The sequence below is a fragment of the Streptomyces sp. NPDC058274 genome (assembly GCF_042881375.1).
Taxonomy (GTDB): domain Bacteria; phylum Actinomycetota; class Actinomycetes; order Streptomycetales; family Streptomycetaceae; genus Streptomyces.
Genome location: NZ_JBHVXW010000007.1, coordinates 153,462 through 176,208, shown reverse-complemented (window position 1 = coordinate 176,208; position 22,747 = coordinate 153,462). Strand labels below are relative to the sequence as shown.

Genomic DNA, 22,747 nt, shown 5'->3' with positions numbered 1-22,747 from the left:
GAAGCGATATGAGTCCCGTCCTTGCCGGTGCGCTCCAGATGGTCGCTTTGATCGTGGCCCTGGGGCTGGCCTGTCGCCCCCTCGGCGACTACATGGCCAAGGTCTACTCGTCCGACAAGCACCTGCGCGTCGAGAAGTGGATCTACAAGGGCATCGGCGCCAACCCGGACACCCAGATGCGCCGGCCCGCGTATCTGCGCAGTGTCCTCGGCTTCTCCGCGGTCAGCGTTCTCTTCCTCTACCTCCTGCAGCGGCTCCAGGGCCACCTGCCCGGCTCGCTCGGCTTCAAGTCCATTGACCCGGACCAGGCGTTCAACACCGCGGCCTCCTTCGTGTCGAACACCAACTGGCAGTCGTACTACGGCGAGCAGGCCATGGGACATGTCGTGCAGACCGGCGGCCTGGCGGTGCAGAACTTCGTCTCCGCCTCGGTGGGCATCGCGGTGGCCGTCGCGCTGGTCCGGGGCTTCGCCCGCTCCCGTACGGGCGAGCTCGGCAACTTCTGGTCGGACATGGTGCGCGGCACAGTCCGCATCCTGATCCCGATCGCGGTGATCGGCGCGATCGTGCTCGTCGCGTGCGGCGCGCTCCAGAACTTCTCCGGGATCCACGAGGTCGGCCGGTTCATGGGCGGCTCGCAGCAGTGGAACGGCGGCGCCGTCGCCTCGCAGGAGGCGATCAAGGAGCTGGGCACCAACGGCGGCGGCTACTTCAACGCCAACTCCGCCCACCCTTTTGAGAACCCCACCCCGTTCTCCAACCTCTTCGAGATCTTCCTGATACTGCTGATCCCGTTCGCGCTGACGCGGACCTTCGGCCGGATGGTCGGCTCGCTCAGGCAGGGGTACGCGATCCTCGCCGCGATGGTGACGATCTGGGTCGGCTTCACGGCGCTGATGATGTGGACCGAATTCGCCCACCACGCCCCGGCGTTCCAGATCGCGGGCGGCGCGATGGAGGGCAAGGAGACTCGCTTCGGCATCGGCGGTTCGTCGATCTTCGCGGTGGCGACCACGCTGACGTCGACCGGCGCGGTGGACTCCTTCCACTCCTCGTTCACCGGCCTCGGCGGCGGTATCACCCTGCTGAGCATGCAGCTGGGCGAGATCGCACCGGGTGGTACCGGTTCAGGTCTCTACGGAATGCTGATCATGGCGATCATCGCGGTGTTCATCGCCGGTCTGATGGTCGGCCGTACGCCTGAGTACCTGGGCAAGAAGATCGGCACCCGCGAGATCAAGTTCGCCGCGTGTTACCTCCTCATCACCCCGGCGCTGGCGCTCGTGTTCACCGCCGCCGCGATGGCACTGCCGACCCCGGGCCACTCGATGACCAACTCGGGCGCGCACGGCTTCTCGGAGATCCTGTACGCCTATACGTCCGGCGCCAACAACAACGGCTCGGCCTTCGCCGGTCTGAACGCGGACACGCAGTGGTTCAACACCACCATCGGGCTCGTGATGCTGCTCGGGCGCTTCCTGCCGATGGTGTTCGTGCTGGCGCTGGCCGGTTCGCTCGCCGAGCAGAGGCCGGTGCCGGCGACCGCGGGCACTCTGCGTACCGAAAAGCCGCTGTTCACCGGCTTGTTGGTGGGCGCCATCCTGATCATCACCGGTCTGACCTACTTCCCGGCGCTGGCGCTGGGTCCGCTGGCCGAGGGGCTGGCGTCATGATCACTCGGACAGAGAAGCAAGAGGACGCCGTGTCCACGACTACTCCCACTCGGGCACCGCACAGCGACGTGCCCACGGGGCACAAGGACGAAGGGCGGGTCGGCGCGGGTCTGTTCGACCCGAAGCAGCTGCTCAAGTCGCTGCCCGACGCCTGCCGCAAGCTCGACCCGCGGGTGATGGTCAAGTCACCCGTCATGTTCGTGGTGCTTGTCGGCTCGGTACTGACGACCGTCTTCTCGTTCAAGGTCCCGAGCGACTGGTTCGGCTGGACGATCAGTGCCTGGCTGTGGCTGACTGTCATCTTCGCCAACCTGGCGGAGGCGGTCGCCGAGGGCCGGGGCAAGGCGCAGGCCAACACCCTGCGCAGGGCCAAGACCGACACCGTCGCCCGGCGCCTCGACGGCTCGGCGGAAGAGCAGGTGCCCGGCACCGAGCTGCGCGTCGGCGACCTGGTGGTCTGCGAAGCGGGCGACATCATTCCCGGCGACGGTGACGTCGTCGAGGGTGTCGCCTCGGTCGACGAGTCGGCGATCACCGGCGAGTCGGCCCCGGTCATCCGTGAGTCCGGCGGCGACCGCTCGGCCGTCACGGGCGGTACGAAGGTCCTCTCCGACCGCATCGTCGTCAAGATCACGACGAAGCCCGGCGAGACCTTCATCGACCGGATGATCGCCCTGGTCGAGGGCGCCGCGCGGCAGAAGACCCCCAACGAGATCGCGCTGAACATCCTGCTCGCGTCGCTCACCATCGTCTTCCTGCTCGCGGTCGCCACGCTGCCGCCGCTGGCCGACTACGCGGGCACGCACCTCACGATGGTCGTGCTGGTGGCCCTCCTGGTCTGTCTGATCCCGACCACCATCGGCGCACTGCTCTCCGCCATCGGTATCGCGGGCATGGACCGCCTGGTCCAGCGCAACGTCCTGGCCATGTCCGGCAGGGCGGTCGAGGCCGCGGGCGACGTGTCGACGCTGCTGCTCGACAAGACCGGCACCATCACCCTCGGCAACCGGCAGGCCGCCGAGTTCGTCCCGGTGACCGGCACCCCCGAGCCCGAACTGGCGGACGCGGCCCAGCTCTCCTCGCTGGCCGACGAGACACCCGAGGGCCGCTCCATCGTCGTACTGGCGAAGGAGAGGTACGGGCTGCGCGAGCGTCACCAGGGCGAGCTCAAGGGCGCCGAATGGATCGCCTTCACCGCCCAGACCCGGATGTCGGGCGTGGACGTCGACGGACGCAAGATCCGCAAGGGCGCGGCCGGTTCGGTCATCGCCTGGGTCAGGGAACAGGGCGGGGAGGTGTCCGCGGACGCCGACACGCCGGCCGGCCGGATCTCCGAGGCGGGCGGCACGCCGCTGCTCGTCGCCGTCGAGGACACCGACGGCGCACGGATCCTTGGCGTCATCCACCTCAAGGACGTCGTCAAGGACGGTATGCGCGAGCGGTTCGACGAGCTGCGGCGGATGGGCATCAAGACCGTCATGATCACGGGCGACAACCCGTTGACGGCCAAGGCGATAGCCAATGAGGCGGGCGTCGACGACTTCCTCGCCGAGGCCACCCCCGAGGACAAGATGGCGCTCATCAAGCGTGAGCAGGTGGGCGGCAAGCTCGTCGCGATGACCGGTGACGGCACGAACGACGCTCCGGCGCTGGCCCAGGCGGACGTAGGTGTGGCCATGAACACCGGTACGTCGGCCGCCAAGGAGGCCGGCAACATGGTCGACCTCGACTCCAACCCCACCAAGCTCATCGAGATCGTGGAGATCGGCAAGCAACTCCTCATCACCCGCGGTGCGTTGACCACGTTCTCCATCGCCAATGACGTTGCGAAGTACTTCGCGATCATCCCGGCGCTGTTCGCGGCGGTCTACCCGGGCCTGGACAAGCTGAACATCATGCACCTGTCCTCGCCCGACTCCGCGATCCTGTCCGCGGTCATCTTCAACGCGCTGATCATCATCGCGCTGGTCCCGCTGGCGCTGCGTGGTGTGCGCTACCGGCCGGTGAGCGCGGACCGCCTGCTGCGGCGCAACCTCGGCATCTACGGACTGGGCGGGTTGATCGCCCCGTTCATCGGCATCAAGGTCATCGATCTGCTCATCTCCCTCATCCCCGGAATCGGTTGAATCGCCATGAACAACTCGGTTACTGACACTGCCCGGTTGCTCTGGGCCGGCCTGCGAGCGCTTCTGGTGCTCACCGTGGTGTGCGGAGTCATCTATCCGCTGGCCATCACCGGGGTCGCCCAGGGCCTGTTCCCGGACAAGGCGAACGGCTCGGAGATCGAGTCCAACGGCCAGGTCGTCGGCTCCTCGCTCATCGGCCAGGCGTACAACCTGCCGCTGAAGAAGGGCCAGGAGACCCCGGATCCTGACCTGATGTGGTTCCAGGGCCGTCCGCAGAACGGGCTGGGCACCAACACCGTCAACACCCAGTACAAGCTGATCCTGTCCGGCGCCACCAACCGTTCCGGTGACAACGCCGACCTGATCAAGTGGGTCAAGGACGCCAAGGCCGCGGTCATCAAGGACAACTCGGTGAACGGTTACACGGTCAAGCCGTCCCAGGTGCCTGCCGACGCGGTGACGTCCTCCGGCTCCGGCCTGGACCCGGACATCTCCCCGCAGTACGCGGACATCCAGGTCCACCGGATCGCGGAGAAGAACGGCCTGTCCGTTGCCCAGGTGCAGAAGCTGGTCGACGAGCACATCGACGGCCGTACCCTCGGCTTCATCGGTGAACCCACCGTCAACGTCCTTGAACTCAACATCGCGCTCAAGGCCCTCGTGGCGAAGAGCTGATGGCCTTACGCGCACCGAGCGGGAGTTGGCGGACGCAGCGACACCTCGCCTCGCCAACTCCCGCCGCCATGACGCCGGTTCAGTCCGCAGGGCCCCGTTCCCGGCGAGAAGGTCGCTGCGCTGGACGCCGGTGGCGACGACTACGTCACGAAGCCGTTCGGCATGGACGAACTCCTGGAGCCAGGTTGCGAGCCGCCGTCCGCCGGATCGAGATCGAGTCTATTGGGCCCAGCTGCGCCGGAAACTGGTGACGGACCCCGCCCATCCCCGCTGTCTCATCACCGAACCGGGTATGGCCGGCTACCGCTTCGCTGGCTGAATCGAGGGTGGTGGGCCGAGACCGGGTGGCGTTCGGTAAAACGAACGGTGGGTTCACTAATCTCGGATAGTTCGATATAGTGAACGCATGGTTCATTCGATCGAGGCTCTTGTGGTCGGCGCACAGGTCAGTGCCTACCTCGACGACACCTACCTGGAGCAGGTCGATACGCGGGTGATCGCGGTCGGGGAGAGGGGCGGGAAGCCATGGGCGGCCGTTGAGCACTGCCTGTTCCATCCGCAGGGCGGGGGCCAGCCCGCCGACCGGGGGTGGCTGGAAGACTCGGAGATCATCCCGGTACGGGACTGCGAGTCGGGACTGGTCGTGCGGTGGCCCCCGAGGGCAGCATCCTGCCGACCCTCGCCGAGGGGGAGCAGGTGAGAGCCCGGATCGACCTTCAGACCCGGACGGCTCACGCCGCGCTGCACACGGCCGGACACCTCGTCGACGTGGTGCTGCCGACGTGAAGGTCAAGAAGGGCCGCATCCGCGTGTCGTATACCGCGGGGCACGTGTCGCACGCCGCGAGTCACTTGTCGATCAAGGCGATGCAGGCGTCGATCAAGGCGATGCTCGGGTCGGACACCGTGATGCATGCGTTGGACACCGTGATGCATGCGTCGGACACCGTGATGCACGCGTCGGACACCGTGATGCACGCGTCGGACACCACAATGCACGCGTCGGACACCGTGATGCACGCGTCGGACACCACAATGCACGCGTCGGACACCACCATGCACAGGAGCTGTTGATGACACCCCCGCCGTCCGGCCGCCAGCCGGTGAGCAGTACCGCAGCCGCGGTCGGCGCGAAGATCCGCCTGCGCCGCCAGCAGCGCGGCATGAGCGCCGCGGAGATGGCCCGGCGCGCCGGGCTGAGCAAGGCCACGCTGTCGCAGCTGGAGGCCGGCAACGGCAATCCGACGATCGACACCCTGGACGCGATCGCGATCGCCCTGCGCATCCCGATCGCCGACCTGCTGGCGCGCGAGGCCGACACCGGGCCGGTCTTCCGGCCGGGCACGGACATCGAGCCCGGGGAGGTGTCCCGGGAACTGCTGCGCCGTATCAGCAGCGGCAACAGCCTGGAGATCTGGCGGCTGCGCATTCCGCCCGAGACGGAGCTGCCCGGCGTCCCGCATGCCACCGGCACGATCGAGCACCTGCTCATCGCCACCGGGTACGTCACCGCAGGCCCCGTCGACGCCCCGCAGGATCTGGGTCCCGGCGACATGCTCGCCTTCGCCGGGGACGCCCCGCACTTCTACCGCACCGGTGCCGAGGAAGTGGACATCACCGTCGTCTTCGCTTCCCCGATCAGTACGTGAGACCCGGCGCCTGATGGACCGCATCGGCGCCTGAGTCCCAGCGCCTGAAGCCCAGTACCGCAGACCAAGGAGGTCCCCTCATGAGTACCGCCACGGCTATCGCCACCACCCCCTCCAGCCGTGCCTTCATCAGCGACAACATGGCCGGGGCATCCCCGCAGATAGCCCAGGCCGTCGCCGACGCGGCCGCCGGCCAGGTCCTGCCGTACGGCAACGACCCCTTCACCGACAGCGCCCGCCGCAGTCTCGGCGAGATCTTCGAGCGGGACGTCGACGTCTTCCCGGTCTCCACCGGGTCCGCCGCCAACGGCCTGAGCCTGGCCGCCCTCACCCCGCCGTGGGGCAGCGTGCTCTCTCACCCCGACAGCCATATCAACACCGACGAATGCGGCGCTCCGGAGTTCTTCACCAACGGCGCGAAGCTTGTCGGTGTGCCGGGCCTCGACAGCAAGATCGACCCTGAAGCGCTGCAGGCGGCGGTGCGCCGCCGGGCCGGTGACGTGCACAGCGTGCAGCCATCCGTGGTGAGCATCAGCCAGGCCACCGAGAGCGGCAGTGCCTACACGCTGGACGAGATCCGTCGCGTGTCCGCCATAGCCAAGGAGGCGGGGCTGCGCGTCCACATGGACGGCGCGCGTTTCGCCAACGCCCTGGTCCATCTCGGCGTCACCGCAGCCGAGATGACCTGGAAGGCGGGCGTCGACGTCCTGTCCTTCGGCGCCACCAAGAACGGCGCGATGACCGCCGACGCCATCGTCTCCTTCGACCCCGCACTCGCCACCGAGCTCGCCTTCCGCGCCAAGCGCGCCGGCCAGCTCGCCTCCAAGATGCGCTTCCAGACCGCCCAGATCGACGCGTACCTCACCGACGGCCTGTGGCTGGACAACGCCCGGCAGGCCAACGCGATGGCCACCCGGCTCGGCGACGGCCTCAAGTCCATCCCCGGCACTGGCCTGTTGGCCACTCCGCAGGCCAACATCCTCTTCTGCCGCCTGCCCCAACAGGTCACCGAAGGACTCCTCGCCGAGGGCTACGCCTTCTACCACGACCGCTGGGAACCGGGGATCGTCCGCTTCGTCACCGCCTTCTCCCACAGCGCGGACGACATCGACCAGCTCCTCGAGGCTGTCCGCCGCCACACCAGCTGACGGACGGGTGGGGAACGTCTCGGTCACACGGGATCGAGTACTCCTGTTGGCAAGGCTCCACGCAGTACCAACGGCGTGTGGAGTGCGGCAGCATCGTCCGGCTGGGACCACCGCACAAGTGGGCCGAGGCCGCAGCCGCGTAGTCGATGCGGCGGCCGCGGGCCGGCCCCCGGATCCCGTGCGGGATCCGGACGTCGAGCCCTACCCGAGCGGTGTCACTTCCACGGGTCGGTGAACGACCGGCCGGGCACCGGCTTGGCGACGAGGGCCACGGCGATGAAGAAGTTGACCTGGCCGATCGCGAACATCAAGGTGGCAAGTGCCTTGGCCTCATAGTGCTCTGCCGCCTGGGCGTACAGCTCGTCGGAGACCCGCTCCCCGTACGCCGGCGGCTGAAGCACGGCTTCCACAAGCGCCAGCGCGGCACGCTCCGCACCGGTGAAGTACGGCGAGTCCTGCCAGGATGCCACCGACGTGATGCGCTCCTCCGACTCCCCGGCCTTGCGCAAGAAGCCCGTGTGCAGAACGGTCAGGTAGGTGCTGGCGACGATCTGGCCGGCACGCAGCTGCACGAGGCTGATCGTGGACCGCGGCACCGAACCGTTGCCGGTGACTTTGAACAGCGCTGCCGACACGGCCGCCAGCTCGGGGACGAGCTCCGCGGGGTCCTCGGCCATCCGGGGAACCATCGGGATCTCCGCCGTGATCGAACGTGTTTCCATTGCCGTCTCCTCCGAGCTTTCATGCTGCTGTGCTGTCACTGCTCTGACGGATTGCGACAGGGGAACGTGACCGGTTGAGGAGACTCGTTGAAGTCGGCTTCGGCAACGGTCCATCGGACAGGCCCTGGCTGGGATGAGAGGCCAGGTCGCGTGCCGGCGGCCGCCCTGTCCCTCACGCATGTGCGAGGGGCAGGACGCCTGGCCGCGTCTCAGTGACCGAGGTTGATGCGAGCCACGAGGTCTTCGGCTGCACCTGTGGTCTCAAACCGACGAACAGGCCGTACGGGACCGGAGTGACCTATGCGGCACTCATAGCGTTCACCGTGCTCGGCAAGCCGAACACGGCTTCACATCCGGGCCGAGGACGACCTGCAGGCCGAGGCGGAGGTCCTGCTGGAGCGCGGCTGGCTTACCTGCGACGGCGAGGGAAGGCTGTGGATCACCGAGGCGGGAGACGAGGCTCGTGCCGGCCTCCAGAAGCACGCCCCGGCAATCCGCGCCCGCATCCACCAGAACATCGACGACGCCGACTACGTCACCACCCTGAAGGCGCTCCAGCAGATGATCCGGAACACGAGCACCACCGTGGACTCCTGAGCGTTTCGGCCTGGAGTGACGGTGCTCTCGGCCCGAAGTGACGGTGCTCTCGCTTCCCGACGGACCTGGCCCCCGCTCGGGCTTCCCGCGCCGGACCAGTGCAGGTGCGCCGCGGACGAACTCCTCCGGAAGGTGAAGGCGGACGCCGCCGAGCGGGACGTACACCGGGAACCGCGCCTAGGACGGTCCGGCGCTGGGAAGGGGTAGCCCTGTCGATCGATCACCCCCCATCGCCACCAACTGCCGTGGCAATTAGGAGAAATGACTCATGGTCAGGTCAAGAAGCAGGGCCATGCTTGCCGCGCTGGCGGCGCTGTGCGGACTGCTCTTCACGGCCGCCGCCCCCGTTCAGGCCGCCACCCCCGGCCGGCACGGTTCCCAATTCGTCGTGAGCGAAGCGCAGTTCGAGCGCATGTTCCCGGACCGGAACTCCTTCTACACCTACGACGGGCTGCTCGAAGCCACCGAGGCGTACCCCGCCTTCGCCCGTACCGGCAGCCGGACCGTCCGTAAGCAGGAGGCCGCAGCTTTCCTCGCCAACATAAGTCACGAGACCGGCGGTCTGTTCTATGTCCGGGCGCAGAACGAGGAGACCTACCCGATCTTCTGCGATGCCACCCAGCCCTACGGCTGTCCGGCCGGGACCTCCGCGTACTACGGGCGCGGGGCCATCATGCTGAGCTGGAACTTCAACTACAAGGCCGCCGGCGACGCGTTGGGCCTCGACCTGCTCAACAACCCCTGGCTGGTGGAGACCGATCCGGCCGTGGCCTGGATGACCGCGCTGTGGTACTGGAACACCCAGACCGGCCCCGGGACGATGACCGGGCACGACGCGATCACCGGCGAGCACGGCTTCGGACAGACCATTTGGAGCCTCAACGGCTCCACCGAATGCAACGGCGGGCGCCCCGACCAGGTGCAGCACCGGGTGGATCTCTACCTCGCGTTCACCCGCATCCTGCACACCGCGCCGGGCGCGAACCTCACCTGCTGACCGGGTCCGCGGCGGGTCTGCCCCGCCGCGGACAGTCGCAGGCCGGCCCCTTCGTCCTGGGCTCGCTGTCGTGACCGACCGACATGTGAAGGTGGGTTGGCCTCAGGGACCCCGAACCCCGGACACCGAGGCGATCGGCGGTGCTGACATGCTGCCGCGATGACCGATTCGTGGGGTGAGTGGTTGGCCCATTTGCCCAAGGACAAGCAGGACGCGGCGGGTGAGCTGCGAGATCGATTCGAAGATCTGGGCGCTGAGGACGCGGAAGGCTGGGCCCGCTCCGAGATCAGCGAGCACATCCCGCAGTTCGCGCGCTCATGCTGAGGGCCATCCGTCGGCTGGCGGTCGATTGACTGACTTCGAGATCTGGTGGATGGATGAGCGGCTACAGATTCGGCTGAAGCCTGTCGAGTCGGAATACCTCCTGGAGGACTTCGACAGGTGGGTCGTCCAGGAGAACACCGTTGCAGCCATGCAATGGCTGCAACGGAGGGGCAGTGATAGGCGCCAGCAGATGTAATTGACTCAAGCGTATTCTCTCAACTTCACCCTGATCAGATCGATCTCGTGGTCGTCCTGACACCCGTTGTTTCATTGCGGCGATGGACGCAGGCTCTGCCGCAGTACGGCAACTTCGCGGACGGCCGCTGCATCCGCTTGGCACCCCGAGACGTGTGCGGAGTTGGTCGTGATCGAGGCCTGAGTGCGGCTGTCGAAGCCGGCACGCCCGGACGGTAACAAGTGGCGAGGTGCTCCTATTCGGAGCGCCGACGCGCGAGATGGACGGTGATGTCGGCGTCGATCTCGACCGTCTCAGGCAGAACCCGCATGATCTGGCTGAACACCTGCTCTCGCTCAGAGGCCGGCAAGACCAGATAAGCCGAGATGGTCGACAGCTGGCCGACGTAGTCGCGAGCACTCATCGTCAAGTGCCGTTCGATCACGGACTGTTGGACGCCGGTGAACCACTCGGACCCTTGGAGCTCCGTTCCCGGCCACTGCATGTCGTGCCCCTCCGGCGTCCCGTCAGGGGACGGAATCTCGTCGCTGTCCAAGAATGGCGCTCGTGCCGCGCGAACAGCTTCCTGCACAGACGGGTCGGCAAGCCGGATCGGGCCGCCGAACGAGGCGAACACGCCACCGGGTTCGACCAGCGCGGCCATACGCGACCAACGGCTCTCCGGATTCGTCCAATGCAGCGCCGCTGCCGCGTAGACCAGCGCGTACCTCTCGCCCGGTCGCAAGTCCTCGAACGCGGCCTGCACCGTTCTGACCCTCGCAGGTACGTGCTTGCGCAGCTCGGCGAGCATGGCTCCGTCCGGCTCAGTCGCCGTGACCGCGACCCCCCGTTCGGCGAACAGGCGGGTCGCTTTGCCCGTCCCGGCGCCAATCTCGAGGGCGGTCCGAATCGGCTGACCCGCGTACGCCGTCACCAGGTCGAAAAGCGCCGCGGGATACCCCGGCCGGAACCGTTCGTACGCTTCCGCCATCACTCCGAAGCTCCGCGCGCGATCAGACATGCCGAGCATCCTGACACGATCAGTGTCGTCGATGCTCGCTCAAGGGAAGGGCCCTGGAGCCGCAGAGGTCCTGGTGCAGCTCAGATCGGTGGCGGGCAGGACGCCGGTCCGGAAGTAGTCGTTGATCGTGTCGTTGACGCAGTTGTTCGCGTAGCGGGGGAAGACCGCGTGGATACGGGCTCCTTGCAGGGTGACCAGCCGGGAACCGGTCAGCTTGGCATGCAGCGACTGCGCGTTCTGGTAGGTGGTCCTGGTGTCTCCGGTGGAGTTCACGATCAGGGCGGGGACGCCGTTGTCGATGCGGGTGGGCCTTTCCCGGGGCGCGGTGGGCCAGAAGGCGCAGGGGCTGATGTTGTTCAGCAGCGGTCCGATGACGGGCCGGTCGACCCTCGCCTGCTGGATTCTCCGCCAGTACGCCTGCGGGTTGCGGTCGACGGGCTTGTCGCCGCACAGTACGGCGACCTGAGAGCTGCCCGCCGCGGACTCCACGCCGGTGAAGAGGAAGTCCAGCGTGTCCTTGAGATCCGCGGTGGGCTCGGCGGCCCGCCCTTCCGCCGCCTGGTGGAGCACCTGGACCGCGGCTGCAAGGGACGCGCTTGCCTCGTCCTGGTCGCTGTCGAGGCCGTTCATGAGAACGAAGGGCAGGGACTGGTCGTCCACCCGGTGGTCACCCACTTCGAGTGGCTGCTCGGCTGCGGTGGCGATGATGCCGTCGACCGTGCGGAGTACGGAGTCGCGGGTGGCGCCCAGGTGGTACTCGGCGTTGTGGCCGGCGGTCCAGGTCGCCCAGTCGTGCAGTGCGGACTCGTTGGCCGGCGCGGCGTCGGCCAGCATGTCCTCGGCGCCGTAGTCGTCGGGGTCGACCGCGCTGTCCAGCACCATGCGGCCCACCCGGCCGGGGAACATCTGGGCGTAGACGGCACCGAGGTAAGTGCCGTACGAGGCGCCGTAGTAGGAGAGCTGCGGTTCGCCGAGCGCGGCGCGGACGATGTCCATGTCGCGGGCGGTGTTGCGGGTGCTGATGTACGGCAGGAGGGCTCCGTTGGTCCTCGCGCAGCGGCCGGCCAGGTCGCGCTGCAGGGCGACCACTGCGTCGAAGTCCCTGCGGCTCGCGCCGGGGGAGCGCATCCAGGTGCTGATGGGCCACTTGCAGTCCACCGGGGTGCTGCGGCCGCTGGACCTTGGGTCCATGCCGATCAGGTCGTAGCGCGCTCCGACGCCGTTCATGAGGGAGCTGATGTCCGGTGGCAGGTCGATGGAACCGCCGCCCGGGCCACCGCCGTTGAGCAGCATCGCGCCGACGCGGTGGCCGGTGTCGGTCGCCTTCAGCCGGGAGATGGCGATACTGATGGCGCGACCGGTGGGGCGGCTGTAGTCGAGCGGAACCTGGAGCGTGGCGCACTGGGCGCCGGCCTGGTCCAGTGTCTCGCCGACGGTGTCCGACGGACCCTGCCGGCAGTCCGTCCAGGTGACCTTCTGGTGTGCGTAGCGGACGAGGAGTGCCGTCGTCGCGGTCATCCCCGCGGACTGCCGGCCGGCGGGCGCCGCGGGCATCGCCGCGAGGACGGTGAATATTGCGGCGGATGCCAAGGCCCCCAGGTCCCTTGCCGGCCTGGTCCTCTTGTTGATCATGTCGTCCCTGTCTGTTCGGGCGGGCAGGCGGAGGAGCGGGAGGCTTCGAGTCCAGCTCTGTCGATTCCCGTGCGCCCACAGTGCGTTCAGCGGGTTTCGCACAACGCGGTCTGGATCGTGGCGAGTTGGTCGTCGAAGGCCTGCTGGGTGTCGATGGTCTGGTTGAGGACCAGTTGCACCCGACGGCCGTCCGGGGCGACGCCGCCGTTGGTCTCGAACCCGGGTGTGGTGCCCCCGTGGCCCCAGTACAGGCCGCCGCAGTCGAGCGGGGTGGAGATCAGCCCGAGCCCGTAGCGGGCGCCCGGCCAGGTCCTGTCCGCGTCGGTGACCACGGTGTCCTTCATCCGTGCCAGTTGAGCGGGTGGGAGCAGCCGGCCGCTGAGCAGCGCGGTGAAGAACCGGTTCTCGTCGGAGAGCGTGGACACCAGCGCGCCGCCGACTCCGCCGTAGGTCATGTTGAAGTCGGTCACGTCCGCCAGCACGGTCCGGCCGTCCTTCTCGATGTGCTGGTAGCCCTGCGGATGCGGGCCCTGGATCGTCGGGTCGGTGCCGGGCCAGTAGGTGTCCTCCAGGCCCAGGGGCTGGATGATCCGACGGGTGATCTCGTTGGTGGGGGAGTGGCCGGTGACCTTTTGGATGATCATCCCCAGGACGATGTAGTTGGCCGTCGAGTACGACCAGGCCTGCTGGGGACCGGGCTGTGTGAGTGCCAGGGCGACCAGTTCCCGCGGCGTGAAGTGGTGCGACTGCCAGTGCTCCGGGTGATCCCAGTCCAGGCCGTCCACGTGATCAGGCAACCCGCTCGTGTGCTGCAGGAGTTGGCGTACGGTGATCTTCCGGCCGTCGTACCCGTTGGTGTCGATGAGCCCGGGCAAGTAGTCGTCCACCGTTCCGTCCAGGTCGACCCGGTGGCCGGCGACCAGTTGAAGCAGAACGGTCGCGGTGAACGTCTTCGTGTTGCTGCCGATGCGGATGCGGTCCGCGCCGGACATGGGCCTCCCGGTGCTGACGTCGGCTCGCCCGCTGGTGCCGACCCACTTCCCGCATCCCGGGGTGTCCACCTCGATCGCCGCGCCGGCGACGCCGTCCGCGCCGGTCAGCTGCTGGAGTGCCCGCTGTACGGCCGTATGCGCCCCGCAGTCTCCCGGCCTCGCTCCGGTCCGTGCCGCCGCTCCCGGTGCCGTAACGGCCAGGACCGAGACCAGCGCTGTACCTGCGACGGTGAGCCGCACCCCGCGCCGTCGACGTCGTCTCACGTTTCCCCCTTGGTCGGAAAGCACCGCGTTCCCGCCCACAAATCTAGGAACCCGGTGTCACCTGTCGCACTCCTGCTGACGCCCCTTCGTCCTTCGGGTTAACCCCCGCCCCGGAGACCCGACGATGCCCGGCGCCGTCAGCGACGGACGAACGGACCGGCCCCACACCCCACGTACTCTTTTCCCGTGTCCGACTCCCGCCTGCAACGCGTCGCCGTCCTCGTACTGGAGGGTGCGAAGCCGCTCGATGTCGGTATCCCTGCACAGGTGTTCGCGACCCGCGCGAGCATGCCGTACGAGGTGCGGGTGTGCGGCGCGGCACCCGGTCTCGTGACCGGCGGCGACGGCCTGTCGTACTACGTGGGTCACGGTCTCGACGCGCTTGCGTGGGCTGACATCGTCTTCGTCCCGGGCTATCGGTTCCCCGACCGCGACGACCCGCCACAGGCCGTGGTCGACGCCCTGATCGCTGCCCATGACCGGGGAGCGCGGCTCGCCGCCATCTCGACGGGCGCCTTCGCGCTCGCAGCCACGGGCTTGCTCGACGGCAAGCGCGCCACGACTCACTGGCATTACACGCGGGCTCTGGCGGCGAGGCGTCCGCTCGTCAAGGTCGACGAGAACGTGTTGTTCGTCGACGAGGGCAGCGTGCTGACGTCGGCCGGGGCCGCCTCGGGCATCGACCTGTGCCTGCACATCCTCCGTGGCGACCTCGGGGTGGCCGCGTCGAATCACGCGGCGCGGCGAGTGGTCGCTGCCCCGTACCGCAGCGGTGGTCAGGCCCAGTACGTGCCCCGCAGTGTGCCCGAGCCGCTCGGCGAGCGGTTCGCCGCCACCCGCGAGTGGGCGCTGCACCGGCTGGGCGAGCCCCTCACTCTCGCGGTACTCGCCCGGCAAGCGGGGGTGTCGCCGCGCACGTTCTCGCGGCGCTTCGTCGAAGACACCGGGTACACGCCGATGCAGTGGGTCATGCGCGCCCGCATCGACGTGGCCCGTGAGCTGCTCGAACGTTCGCAGCGGAGCGTGGAGCAGATCGCCGCCGACGTCGGTCTCGGCACCGGTGTGAATCTGCGGCTGCACTTCCAGCGCATCCTCGGCACCACGCCGAGCGAATACCGGCGCACCTTCGCCCAGGGCGAGTAACCCGCAGTGAGATGCGTCGACCGCCGCCCCGTAGCCCCGTGGCGCGATCCTTTCGGATCATGGCACGCCCGCGGCTGCCACCGGCGGATCCTGCACGCGAACCTGGTGTCCTACCGAAGGGACACTTCTCATGACTCGCATTGCCATCAACGGGTTCGGCCGCATCGGGCGCAATGTGCTGCGCGCACTCCTCGAACGCGACAGCACCCTCGAGGTCGTTGCCGTCAACGACCTCACTGAGCCCGCCACCCTCGCGCGGCTGCTCGCCTTCGACACGACGTCGGGCCGGCTCGGCCGCCCGGTGACCGCCGACGGGGACACCCTCGTCGTGGACGGCCGTCGCATCAAGGTGCTCGCCGAGCGCGAACCGGGGAAGCTGCCCTGGGCCGAGCTCGACGTCGACCTCGTGCTCGAGGCGACCGGCCGCTTCACGTCGGCCACGGCTGCCCGCGCCCACCTGGACGCGGGTGCGAAGAAGGTCCTCGTCAGCGCGCCGGCGGACGGCGCCGATGTCACGCTCGCGTTCGGCGTCAACACCGATGCGTACGACCCGGCCGCGCACACGGTCATCTCGAACGCTTCGTGCACGACCAACGCGCTCGCGCCGCTGGCCGCCGTACTGGACGACCTCGCCGGCATCGAGCACGGCTTCATGACGACGGTGCACGCGTACACGCAGGAGCAGAACCTGCAGGACGGTCCGCACCGCGACGCCCGCCGCGCCCGCGCCGCCGCTGTCAACATCGTGCCGACCACGACGGGCGCCGCCAAGGCGATCGGCCACGTGCTGCCGAACCTCGACGGCAAGCTGTCGGGCGACTCGATCCGCGTACCGGTTCCGGTGGGCTCGATCGTCGAGCTCAACACGACCGTCGCCCGTGACGTGACGCGCCACGACGTGCTTGCGGCGTACCGCACCGCTGCCGAGGGGCCGCTCGCCGGCATCCTCGAGTACTCCGACGACGCACTCGTGTCGTCCGACATCACGGGCAACCCGGCCTCGGCGATCTTCGACTCGGCCCTCACCCGCGTCGACGGCCGCCACATCAAGGTGGTCGCCTGGTACGACAACGAGTGGGGCTTCTCGAACCGTGTGATCGACACGCTCGAACTCCTCGCCGCCAACTGACCGGACGCCGCGGCGGCCCGGGCGACGTGGCCGTGATCCGGAATCATCTGCAAGGAGTTGGAACGAGTGCAGCCGCGCCTGCGGCTGCACCGGCACGTCCTGATCCGTGGACGTTCAGCGTGAGATGCCGGTGACCTGTACGGAGGCGACCGCGCTCCGGGCGCCCGAGAAGATGACGCCGGGGTCGGACGGGGTCTGGTTGAGGACCCACAGGCCGATCAGGGTGGCCAGGGTGAACACGACGGCGATCAGGACGGCGAGGACGAGCCGCCGCCGGCGTTCGCGCCGTCGCCAGTCGCCGCGGGCCGTGCGGTAGGCGTCGGGAGCGGCCTGCACTCCGTCGGCCAGCGCCGCCAGGGCCTCGCTCAGTTCCTTCTCCGTACGGTCCGGACCGGTGTTGTTCATCGCCGGGCCTCCATCGCCTGGGTCAGTGCGGCGATGCCGCGCGCGGTGTGTGTCTTGACCGAGCCGCAGGAGATTCCCATCGCGGCGGCTATCTCGCTCTCCTTGAGTCCGAGCCAGTGCCGCAGGACGAGCGCCTCGCGCTGTCGGGCAGGCAGCTGCCGGAGCGCGGCGATCAGTACGCGCTGGTCGTCATGGAGGAGAGCGGTGTTCTCGGCGGAGGCGATGATGTCCTCGGGCGGGTTCTCCACGTGCTTGCGTGCGACTTGGAGGTGCCGGATGCGCATCCGGGCCAGATTGCACACTGTGGAGCGCAGGTATGCCTCCGCAGCCTCGGTTTCCCGCAGCCGCCGCCACTTTCGGTACAGCTGGTAGTACGCCTCGGCGACCACGTTCTCGGGGTCGTCGGCGCCGAGGAGGACGGCGAGGCGGAGCATCGCGGAGTAATGCAGTTCGAAGAGGCGGGCGAGGGCGGCTTCCCGTTCCACGTCGGCGGGATCGCTCGTCGCGGGAGCGAGTGGCTCGGCCGGGGCGGCGGCCGCCGGGACCGGCGGCAGCGTGACCGGGGGGTTCTGCCTTTTTCTCACGGGTTGTTCGCTCCCGTCTCGGGGCGCCGCCTGACGGTCAGGCGGGACGGTAGGTCGGTGGCATCGGCGCCGCGCGGGACGCCGAGGCGTTCGAGGGCCGCGGTGCCCGCCACGGCGACGGCCAGGTTGAGGACGAGGGCCGCGAGCCCGGCGTAGATCTCCAGCGGTCCCGCCCCGGTGCCCAGCGGCACGACCGACGAGAAACCCTCGCGCACCACCAGGAACGTGCCGGAAGCCATGCCGACGGCCCACCCGGCGAGCAGCGCCCGCGGATGCAGCCGGCCGGTGAACAGCCCGATGGCCACGGCCGGGAAGATCTGCAGGATCCAGACCCCGCCCAGGAGTTGGAGGTTGATGGCGTCCTGGTCGCGCAGTCCGAACACGAATGCGACGGCACCGACCTTCGCGGTGAGCGACACCGCCTTGGCGACGCGGACCTGCCGCTTCGGCGTGGCCGTCGGATGGAAATACTCGACGTAGATGTTCCGCACGAAGCTGGTGGCGGCCGCGATCGACATCACGGCCGCCGGGACCAGCGCGCCGACGGTGATCGCGGCGAACACCAGCCCGGCCAGCGGCGCCGGCATGAGCCGGTCGACCAGCATGGGCACGGCGGACTCGGCGCTCCCTCTGGGGGCCTGCACGCCTGCCGTGAGGGCCGCGAGCCCCAGGAAGCCGAAGAGCGCGAGCAGCCCCGTCCAGGCGGGCAGGGCCACGGAGACCTTGCGTACCGTGCGTGGACCGTCGGCGGCGAATCCCGCGGTGAGCACATGCGGGTACATCAGCAGGGCCAGCGCGGAGCCCAGGGCGAGTGTGGCGTAGGCGGGCTGCTGGGCGGGGGACAGGAGCAGCGGGGAGTGGGCCGGATCCGTGCCGCCGAGCCGCCGGGCCGCTCCCTCGAAGACCGCGCCGGGTCCCCCGAGCCGTTCGAGAACCAGCCAGCACACGGCGGTGAGCGAGACGAAGACGGCCACTGCCTTGAGTGCGGAAATGACAGCCGGCGCGCGCAAGCCGTGCCGGTACGTCGCCACCGCGAGGCCGGCGAAGAGCGCGACCATGACCAGGTCTCCGGCCGCGCCTCGTGGAGAGACGCCTCCGGCGGTCAGCACCGCCCGTATGCCCAGCAGTTGCAGCGCCAGGTACGGCATCGTCGCGAGGATCCCGGTCAGCGCGACCACCAGCGCCAGCTGCGGCGAGCCGTACCGGCCGCGTACGAAGTCCGCCACCGTGATGTAACCGTGGCGGCGGGCCACGCTCCACAGACGGGTCAGCAGGACGAAGGCGAGTGGACAGACCATCACGGTGTAGGGCACCGCGAAGAAGGCGGCTGCCCCGTTGCCGTACGCCAGTCCCGGTACTGCGGTGAAGGTGTACGCGGTGAAGATCGTGCCGCCGAGCAGCAGCCACGTCCACACGGGACCAAGGCTCCGGTCGGCCAGCGCCCAGCCCTCGAGGGAGGGCAGCCGGTCGCTCGGGCGCAGGCGGCGGGCGGTGACGGCGAGCAGCGATGCTCCGCCGATCACGGCGAGGAATGTCGCGGTCATCGCGCCATCCGCCATGGGTCACCGTCCTTGGTGTGCCTGAAGCCCTCGCCGGAGAGTTGCGCGGGGTGCCGGTTCGGTGGACAGAAAACCGGCGGGAAATCTTCTGGAAATTCGCTGTCAACCATTTCCGGCGGGTGGACAACTCTTCCACATACCGACAGCGGAGGGGAGAGGAGCCCAGGTCATGGCACGGATCGGACATCCGCGGCTACGGCACGTGGCCGTCGCCCTGCTCCTCCTCGCGCCCGCCGCGGGACTGCTGTGGGTGCCCTGGTACGCCGGCGAGAGTCCGCGGCTCGCCGGGACGCCGTTCTTCTACTGGTACCAGCTGGCCTGGGTACCGGGGTGCGGGCTCTGCCTGCTCGCCGCGTACGCGCTGACCCGGAAGGAACGCCGCGATCCCTGACCGGGTCGGCCAGGAAAGAACGTCACCCCCGCTGATCCGGGCGCGCCCGTCGCACCCTGCCCCACACACGATCACCCAGGCGAGGAGCCGTCATGCCCACATCAGCCATGCCTGAATCCGTTCTCCCGGCGCCGGAAGGGCCACCGCGCCCACACCGGCGCATGACACCACGGTCGATCCTGCTGTGGACCACCGTCGCCCTGGCGGGCGCGGTCGCCTGGGGCGTCCTCGCGCTGGCCCGGGGGGAGAAGATCTCCGCGGTGTGGCTGGTGGTGGCGGCCCTCGGTTCGTATGCCATCGCCTACCGCTTCTACTCCCGCTTCATCGTCCGGAGAGTGCTGAAGCCGGACGACCGCCGGGCCACGCCGGCCGAACGCCTGGAGGACGGCGTCGACTTCCAGCCGACCGACCGCCGGGTGCTGCTGGGCCATCACTTCGCCGCGATCGCCGGCGCGGGCCCGCTGGTGGGTCCGGTGCTCGCGGCCCAGATGGGGTACCTGCCGGGCACCCTCTGGATCGTTGCCGGGGTGATCTTCGCCGGGGCGGTGCAGGACTTGGTGGTGCTGTTCCTGTCGATGCGGCGGGACGGCAAGTCGCTCGGGCAGATGGCCCGGGACGAGATCGGCAGAGCGGGCGGCGCGGCGGCGCTGGTCGCGGTGTTCGCCATCATGATCATCCTGCTCGGTGTGCTGGCCCTGGTCGTGGTCAACGCGCTCGCGCACTCCCCCTGGGGCACATTCTCCGTCGCCATGACCATCCCCATCGCGCTGTTCATGGGTTTCTGGATGCACGTCATCCGCCCCGGCAGGGTCGTCGAGACCAGCCTGATCGGCGTCGCGCTGCTGCTGCTCGCGATCGTCGGCGGCAGCTGGATCCAGAACTCCGCACTGGCGGACACGTTCACCCTCAGCCCGACAACCCTCGTCTTCTGCCTGGTCGGGTACGGCTTCGTCGCCTCCGTCCTGCCGGTGTGGATGCTGCTCGCGCCGCGTGATTACCTCTCCACCTTCATGAAGATCGGCACCATCGCGCTGCTCGCGGTGGGTGTCGTCGTCGCCGCGCCCGTACTGCGTGCGGACGCGGTGAGTGACTTCGCCTCCTCGGGTGCGGGCCCGGTCTTCGCCGGGGCGCTCTTCCCCTTCCTCTTCATCACCATCGCCTGCGGGGCCCTGTCCGGTTTCCACGCCCTGGTCGCCTCAGGCACCACCCCGAAGCTGATCCAGAAGGAATCCCAGGTCCGGATGATCGGCTACGGCGCGATGCTGATGGAGTCGTTCGTCGCGATCATGGCGCTGATCGCAGCGGCCACCCTGGAACCCGGTCTCTACTACGCGATGAACGCACCTGCGGGATTCCTCGGCACGACGGCCCAGTCCGCCTCGCACGCGGTGGCGAGTCTCGGCTTCACCATCAGCCCCGACCAGTTGACCCACGCAGCCGCCTCGGTGGAGGAACAGACGCTGATCGCCCGGTCCGGTGGAGCGCCCACGCTGGCCGTCGGCATGTCGGAGATCTTCTCCGGGGTCTTCGGCGGCTCGGCGATGAAGGCCTTCTGGTATCACTTCGCGATCATGTTCGAGGCGTTGTTCATCCTGACGACCGTCGACGCGGGCACCCGGGTCGGCCGCTTCATGCTCCAGGACATGCTCGGAAACATCTGGAAGCCGATCGGCCGGGTCAACTGGAAGCCCGGTATCTGGCTGTGCAGCGGAATCGTCGTGGCCGCCTGGGGCTATTTCCTCTACACCGGCGCCACCGACCCGCTCGGCGGAATCAACCAGCTCTTCCCGCTCTTCGGTATCGCCAACCAGCTGCTCGCGGCTGTCGCCCTCACCGTCTGTACGACGGTCCTCATCAAGTCCGGGCGGCTGCGGTTCGCCTGGGTCACCGCGATCCCGCTGGCCTGGGTGGTCGCGATCACCTTCACCGCCGGCTGGCAGAAGATCTTCTCCGGTGACCCGCGCGTCGGCTTCTTCGCCCAGCGCGCCCGCTACGCCGACGGCATCGACGCCGGCCAGGTCCTGTCGCCTGCCAAGAACCTCGACGAGATGCACACCGTGGTCACCAACTCCACCGTCGACGGTGTCCTGATCGCCCTGTTCCTCCTCCTGGTCGCGGTGGTCATCGGCAACGCGGCCGTGGTGTGCGCACGGGCCATGCGCTCGCCCTGGGCGCTGCCGACAACCGAGGCCCCGTACGTCGAGTCCCGCATCGACGTGCCGGAACACGCCGACGAGCCGTTGGCGGGGGCCCGCTCATGAACGCCCGGCACTGGGCGCGGACCGTGCGCTGGTACCTGCGCGAACTGACCGGAGAGGCGGAGTACGACCGCTACTGCGCGCGCCACCGCAGCCACCACCCGCTCGCCCCCGAGCCGACCCGACGGGAGTACGAGGTGCTGCGCACCCTGCACAGGGAGACCCACCCCCAGAGCCGCTGCTGCTGACGCACCGGCCCCCCCGGACCGCGGGGCGGGCGCGCCTCCCAGCCCTGACGCCGCGCCCGCCCCGCATCACCCGCCCACCGACACCGGGACCGAGATGCTCAGACGCCGAAAAGCCCTGCTGATCCGCCCCGAACTCGACGACCACGAACTGCACGCGACCCTGACCGAGCTCCGCCCGGGGCAGCAACTCCACGGCCTCGGCGCCGGCCGGAGCCGCTCCGTCTGGGAACCGGCCGCGGAACTGTTGCGCACCACCGGGCAGGACTGGGACCGCCGGGTGCACCGGATGTTCGTACTGGCGGGACATCTTCCACGGGTGGTCAGCGAACGCTGGGCCGCCGACCGCCCCGGGGACGCGGACGCCCTGGGGCTGGTGGCCTGCGCGCGGTCGGCCACGGCCGCCGCGGAGGGACGAGCCGGGGCCCGCCGGGCGGAGCAGGTGTGCCTGCGCGCCGCCGCGGCATGCCCCGGGGACCCGACTCCATGGCTTGCACTGCTGTCCCTGATGCATTCCATGGCGGTCCCACTCCGGGACGCCGTGCCCGTGTGGACCGAGGCCGTCACCCGCGCCCCGTGCCATCGGAACGCCTACCATCGACTGCTGCGCTATCTGTCCCCACGCGGACATGGAGCGGTCCCCGAGATGATGGACTTCGCCCGGCAGGCCGCCGCCCACGCGCCGCACGGATCGCCGCTCGTCCTGCTCCCCGTGGCAGCCCGCGTGGAACTCGTCGCCCACCGCCTGCGGCAGACGCCTTTGGCCGCGCTCGGGGCGAGTGGCCACTGGCACGAACAGCAGGCGGCCGTCGAAATCGACGCGGCCCTCACCGGCTGGTTCCATACGCCTGCGTCGCCGCACGCGGAAACGGTCCTCGATCTGAACATCCTCGCCTTCGCTCTCATCCAGGCCCACCGCCCGGCCGAGGCAGCCCCCGCCTTCCGACGCATCGGCCCTCACATGACACGCCACCCCTGGGACCTGCTGGCCGAACCGGAGCGCACGTTCCTCTACTGGCGGGACCGTCTCGTGCACGGCGGGGACGGGGGACAACTCCCGTAACCCCTCGGTCAGTTACCCCCAGGGGACGCCATCTGC

The 22,747-nt window shown here is 69.0% G+C and carries 22 protein-coding genes and 2 pseudogenes; 17 read left to right on the top strand and 7 right to left on the bottom strand.

Features of this window, described 5'->3' with window-relative positions; genetic code table 11:
• Nucleotides 1-8: 8 nt before the first annotated feature.
• The 8 genes and pseudogenes from kdpA (at nt 9) to ACFVYF_RS16810 (ending at nt 7,270) form a co-directional block, all read left to right on the top strand.
• Entirely contained in the window at nt 9-1,673 is a 1,665-nt protein-coding gene (kdpA, locus tag ACFVYF_RS16845; protein WP_389455963.1) for a potassium-transporting ATPase subunit KdpA, read from the top strand.
• The gene (kdpB, locus tag ACFVYF_RS16840) at nt 1,670-3,799 is read left to right on the top strand and encodes a potassium-transporting ATPase subunit KdpB (protein WP_389455962.1); all 2,130 of its coding nucleotides are present in this window, start codon (nt 1,670-1,672) and stop codon (nt 3,797-3,799) included. Before kdpA ends, kdpB begins: the two co-directional genes overlap by 4 nt.
• 6 nt (nt 3,800-3,805) lie before the next feature.
• Nucleotides 3,806-4,474: a potassium-transporting ATPase subunit C gene (locus tag ACFVYF_RS16835; protein ID WP_389455961.1), complete on the top strand. Its 669-nt coding sequence runs from the start codon at nt 3,806-3,808 to the stop codon at nt 4,472-4,474.
• Nucleotides 4,475-4,579: 105 nt separating this feature from the next.
• A pseudogene (locus ACFVYF_RS16830) lies at nt 4,580-4,793 on the top strand (hypothetical protein); the annotation flags it as partial.
• Between the two features lie 87 nt (nt 4,794-4,880).
• Nucleotides 4,881-5,174 (top strand): hypothetical protein, encoded by a 294-nt coding sequence (locus tag ACFVYF_RS16825; RefSeq protein WP_389455960.1) that lies wholly within the window; start codon nt 4,881-4,883, stop codon nt 5,172-5,174.
• A gap of 82 nt (nt 5,175-5,256) precedes the next feature.
• On the top strand, nt 5,257-5,547 hold the full coding sequence (locus ACFVYF_RS16820; protein ID WP_389455959.1) for a hypothetical protein: 291 nt from the start codon (nt 5,257-5,259) through the stop codon (nt 5,545-5,547).
• A complete protein-coding gene (locus ACFVYF_RS16815; RefSeq protein ID WP_389455958.1) occupies nt 5,547-6,122 on the top strand; it encodes a helix-turn-helix domain-containing protein in 576 nt (191 codons plus the stop codon). Before ACFVYF_RS16820 ends, ACFVYF_RS16815 begins: the two co-directional genes overlap by 1 nt.
• Nucleotides 6,123-6,202: 80 nt before the next feature.
• Nucleotides 6,203-7,270: a threonine aldolase family protein gene (locus tag ACFVYF_RS16810; protein WP_389455957.1), complete on the top strand. Its 1,068-nt coding sequence runs from the start codon at nt 6,203-6,205 to the stop codon at nt 7,268-7,270.
• A gap of 215 nt (nt 7,271-7,485) precedes the next feature.
• On the opposite strand, the gene ACFVYF_RS16805 is transcribed toward ACFVYF_RS16810, so the two are convergent.
• Nucleotides 7,486-7,992, bottom strand: coding sequence for a carboxymuconolactone decarboxylase family protein (locus ACFVYF_RS16805; protein ID WP_389455956.1), 507 nt, complete (start codon nt 7,990-7,992; stop codon nt 7,486-7,488).
• Between the two features lie 348 nt (nt 7,993-8,340).
• Here ACFVYF_RS16805 and ACFVYF_RS16800 point away from each other — a divergent pair.
• The 3 genes and pseudogenes from ACFVYF_RS16800 to ACFVYF_RS16790 all read left to right on the top strand — a co-directional run.
• Nucleotides 8,341-8,589, top strand: a pseudogene (locus tag ACFVYF_RS16800) (MarR family transcriptional regulator); the annotation flags it as partial.
• Nucleotides 8,590-8,881: 292 nt separating this feature from the next.
• Complete coding sequence (locus ACFVYF_RS16795; RefSeq protein WP_389455955.1) at nt 8,882-9,586, top strand: chitinase; 705 nt, start codon at nt 8,882-8,884, stop codon at nt 9,584-9,586.
• 159 nt (nt 9,587-9,745) lie between these two features.
• The gene (locus tag ACFVYF_RS16790; protein WP_389455954.1) at nt 9,746-9,910 is read left to right on the top strand and encodes a hypothetical protein; all 165 of its coding nucleotides are present in this window, start codon (nt 9,746-9,748) and stop codon (nt 9,908-9,910) included.
• A 431-nt stretch (nt 9,911-10,341) separates the two neighbouring features.
• Here ACFVYF_RS16790 and ACFVYF_RS16785 read toward each other — a convergent pair whose 3' ends face one another.
• From ACFVYF_RS16785 to ACFVYF_RS16775, 3 genes are all read right to left on the bottom strand, one after another.
• Entirely contained in the window at nt 10,342-11,106 is a 765-nt protein-coding gene (locus ACFVYF_RS16785) for a class I SAM-dependent methyltransferase (RefSeq protein ID WP_389455953.1), read from the bottom strand.
• A gap of 39 nt (nt 11,107-11,145) precedes the next feature.
• Nucleotides 11,146-12,696, bottom strand: coding sequence for an alpha/beta hydrolase (locus ACFVYF_RS16780; protein WP_389455952.1), 1,551 nt, complete (start codon nt 12,694-12,696; stop codon nt 11,146-11,148).
• A gap of 128 nt (nt 12,697-12,824) precedes the next feature.
• On the bottom strand, nt 12,825-13,994 hold the full coding sequence (locus ACFVYF_RS16775; protein WP_389455951.1) for a serine hydrolase domain-containing protein: 1,170 nt from the start codon (nt 13,992-13,994) through the stop codon (nt 12,825-12,827).
• A 186-nt stretch (nt 13,995-14,180) separates the two neighbouring features.
• On the opposite strand from ACFVYF_RS16775, the gene ACFVYF_RS16770 reads away from it, so the two are divergent.
• Both ACFVYF_RS16770 and gap read left to right on the top strand, forming a co-directional pair.
• Complete coding sequence (locus tag ACFVYF_RS16770; RefSeq protein ID WP_389455950.1) at nt 14,181-15,137, top strand: GlxA family transcriptional regulator; 957 nt, start codon at nt 14,181-14,183, stop codon at nt 15,135-15,137.
• 130 nt (nt 15,138-15,267) lie between these two features.
• The gene (gene gap, locus ACFVYF_RS16765) at nt 15,268-16,266 is read left to right on the top strand and encodes a type I glyceraldehyde-3-phosphate dehydrogenase (RefSeq protein WP_389455949.1); all 999 of its coding nucleotides are present in this window, start codon (nt 15,268-15,270) and stop codon (nt 16,264-16,266) included.
• A 114-nt stretch (nt 16,267-16,380) separates the two neighbouring features.
• Here the strand turns inward: gap and ACFVYF_RS16760 are convergent, their stop codons facing one another.
• From ACFVYF_RS16760 to ACFVYF_RS16750, 3 genes are read right to left on the bottom strand one after another with little or no spacing between them, the layout of a single operon-like run.
• Nucleotides 16,381-16,671 (bottom strand): hypothetical protein, encoded by a 291-nt coding sequence (locus tag ACFVYF_RS16760; protein ID WP_389455948.1) that lies wholly within the window; start codon nt 16,669-16,671, stop codon nt 16,381-16,383.
• The gene (locus ACFVYF_RS16755; RefSeq protein ID WP_389455947.1) at nt 16,668-17,255 is read right to left on the bottom strand and encodes a SigE family RNA polymerase sigma factor; all 588 of its coding nucleotides are present in this window, start codon (nt 17,253-17,255) and stop codon (nt 16,668-16,670) included. The genes ACFVYF_RS16760 and ACFVYF_RS16755 overlap by 4 nt, the downstream gene beginning before the upstream one ends.
• Complete coding sequence (locus ACFVYF_RS16750) at nt 17,252-18,814, bottom strand: sodium:solute symporter (protein ID WP_389455946.1); 1,563 nt, start codon at nt 18,812-18,814, stop codon at nt 17,252-17,254. Before ACFVYF_RS16750 ends, ACFVYF_RS16755 begins: the two co-directional genes overlap by 4 nt.
• Nucleotides 18,815-18,983: 169 nt before the next feature.
• Here ACFVYF_RS16750 and ACFVYF_RS16745 point away from each other — a divergent pair, with 169 nt between their 5' ends.
• From ACFVYF_RS16745 to ACFVYF_RS16730, 4 genes are all read left to right on the top strand, one after another.
• Nucleotides 18,984-19,205 (top strand): DUF3311 domain-containing protein, encoded by a 222-nt coding sequence (locus ACFVYF_RS16745; protein WP_389455945.1) that lies wholly within the window; start codon nt 18,984-18,986, stop codon nt 19,203-19,205.
• 92 nt (nt 19,206-19,297) lie between these two features.
• On the top strand, nt 19,298-21,466 hold the full coding sequence (locus tag ACFVYF_RS16740; protein ID WP_389455944.1) for a carbon starvation CstA family protein: 2,169 nt from the start codon (nt 19,298-19,300) through the stop codon (nt 21,464-21,466).
• Entirely contained in the window at nt 21,463-21,651 is a 189-nt protein-coding gene (locus ACFVYF_RS16735) for a YbdD/YjiX family protein (protein WP_389455943.1), read from the top strand. The genes ACFVYF_RS16740 and ACFVYF_RS16735 overlap by 4 nt, the downstream gene beginning before the upstream one ends.
• Nucleotides 21,652-21,745: 94 nt before the next feature.
• Entirely contained in the window at nt 21,746-22,711 is a 966-nt protein-coding gene (locus ACFVYF_RS16730) for a hypothetical protein (protein WP_389455942.1), read from the top strand.
• Nucleotides 22,712-22,747 lie beyond the last annotated feature (36 nt).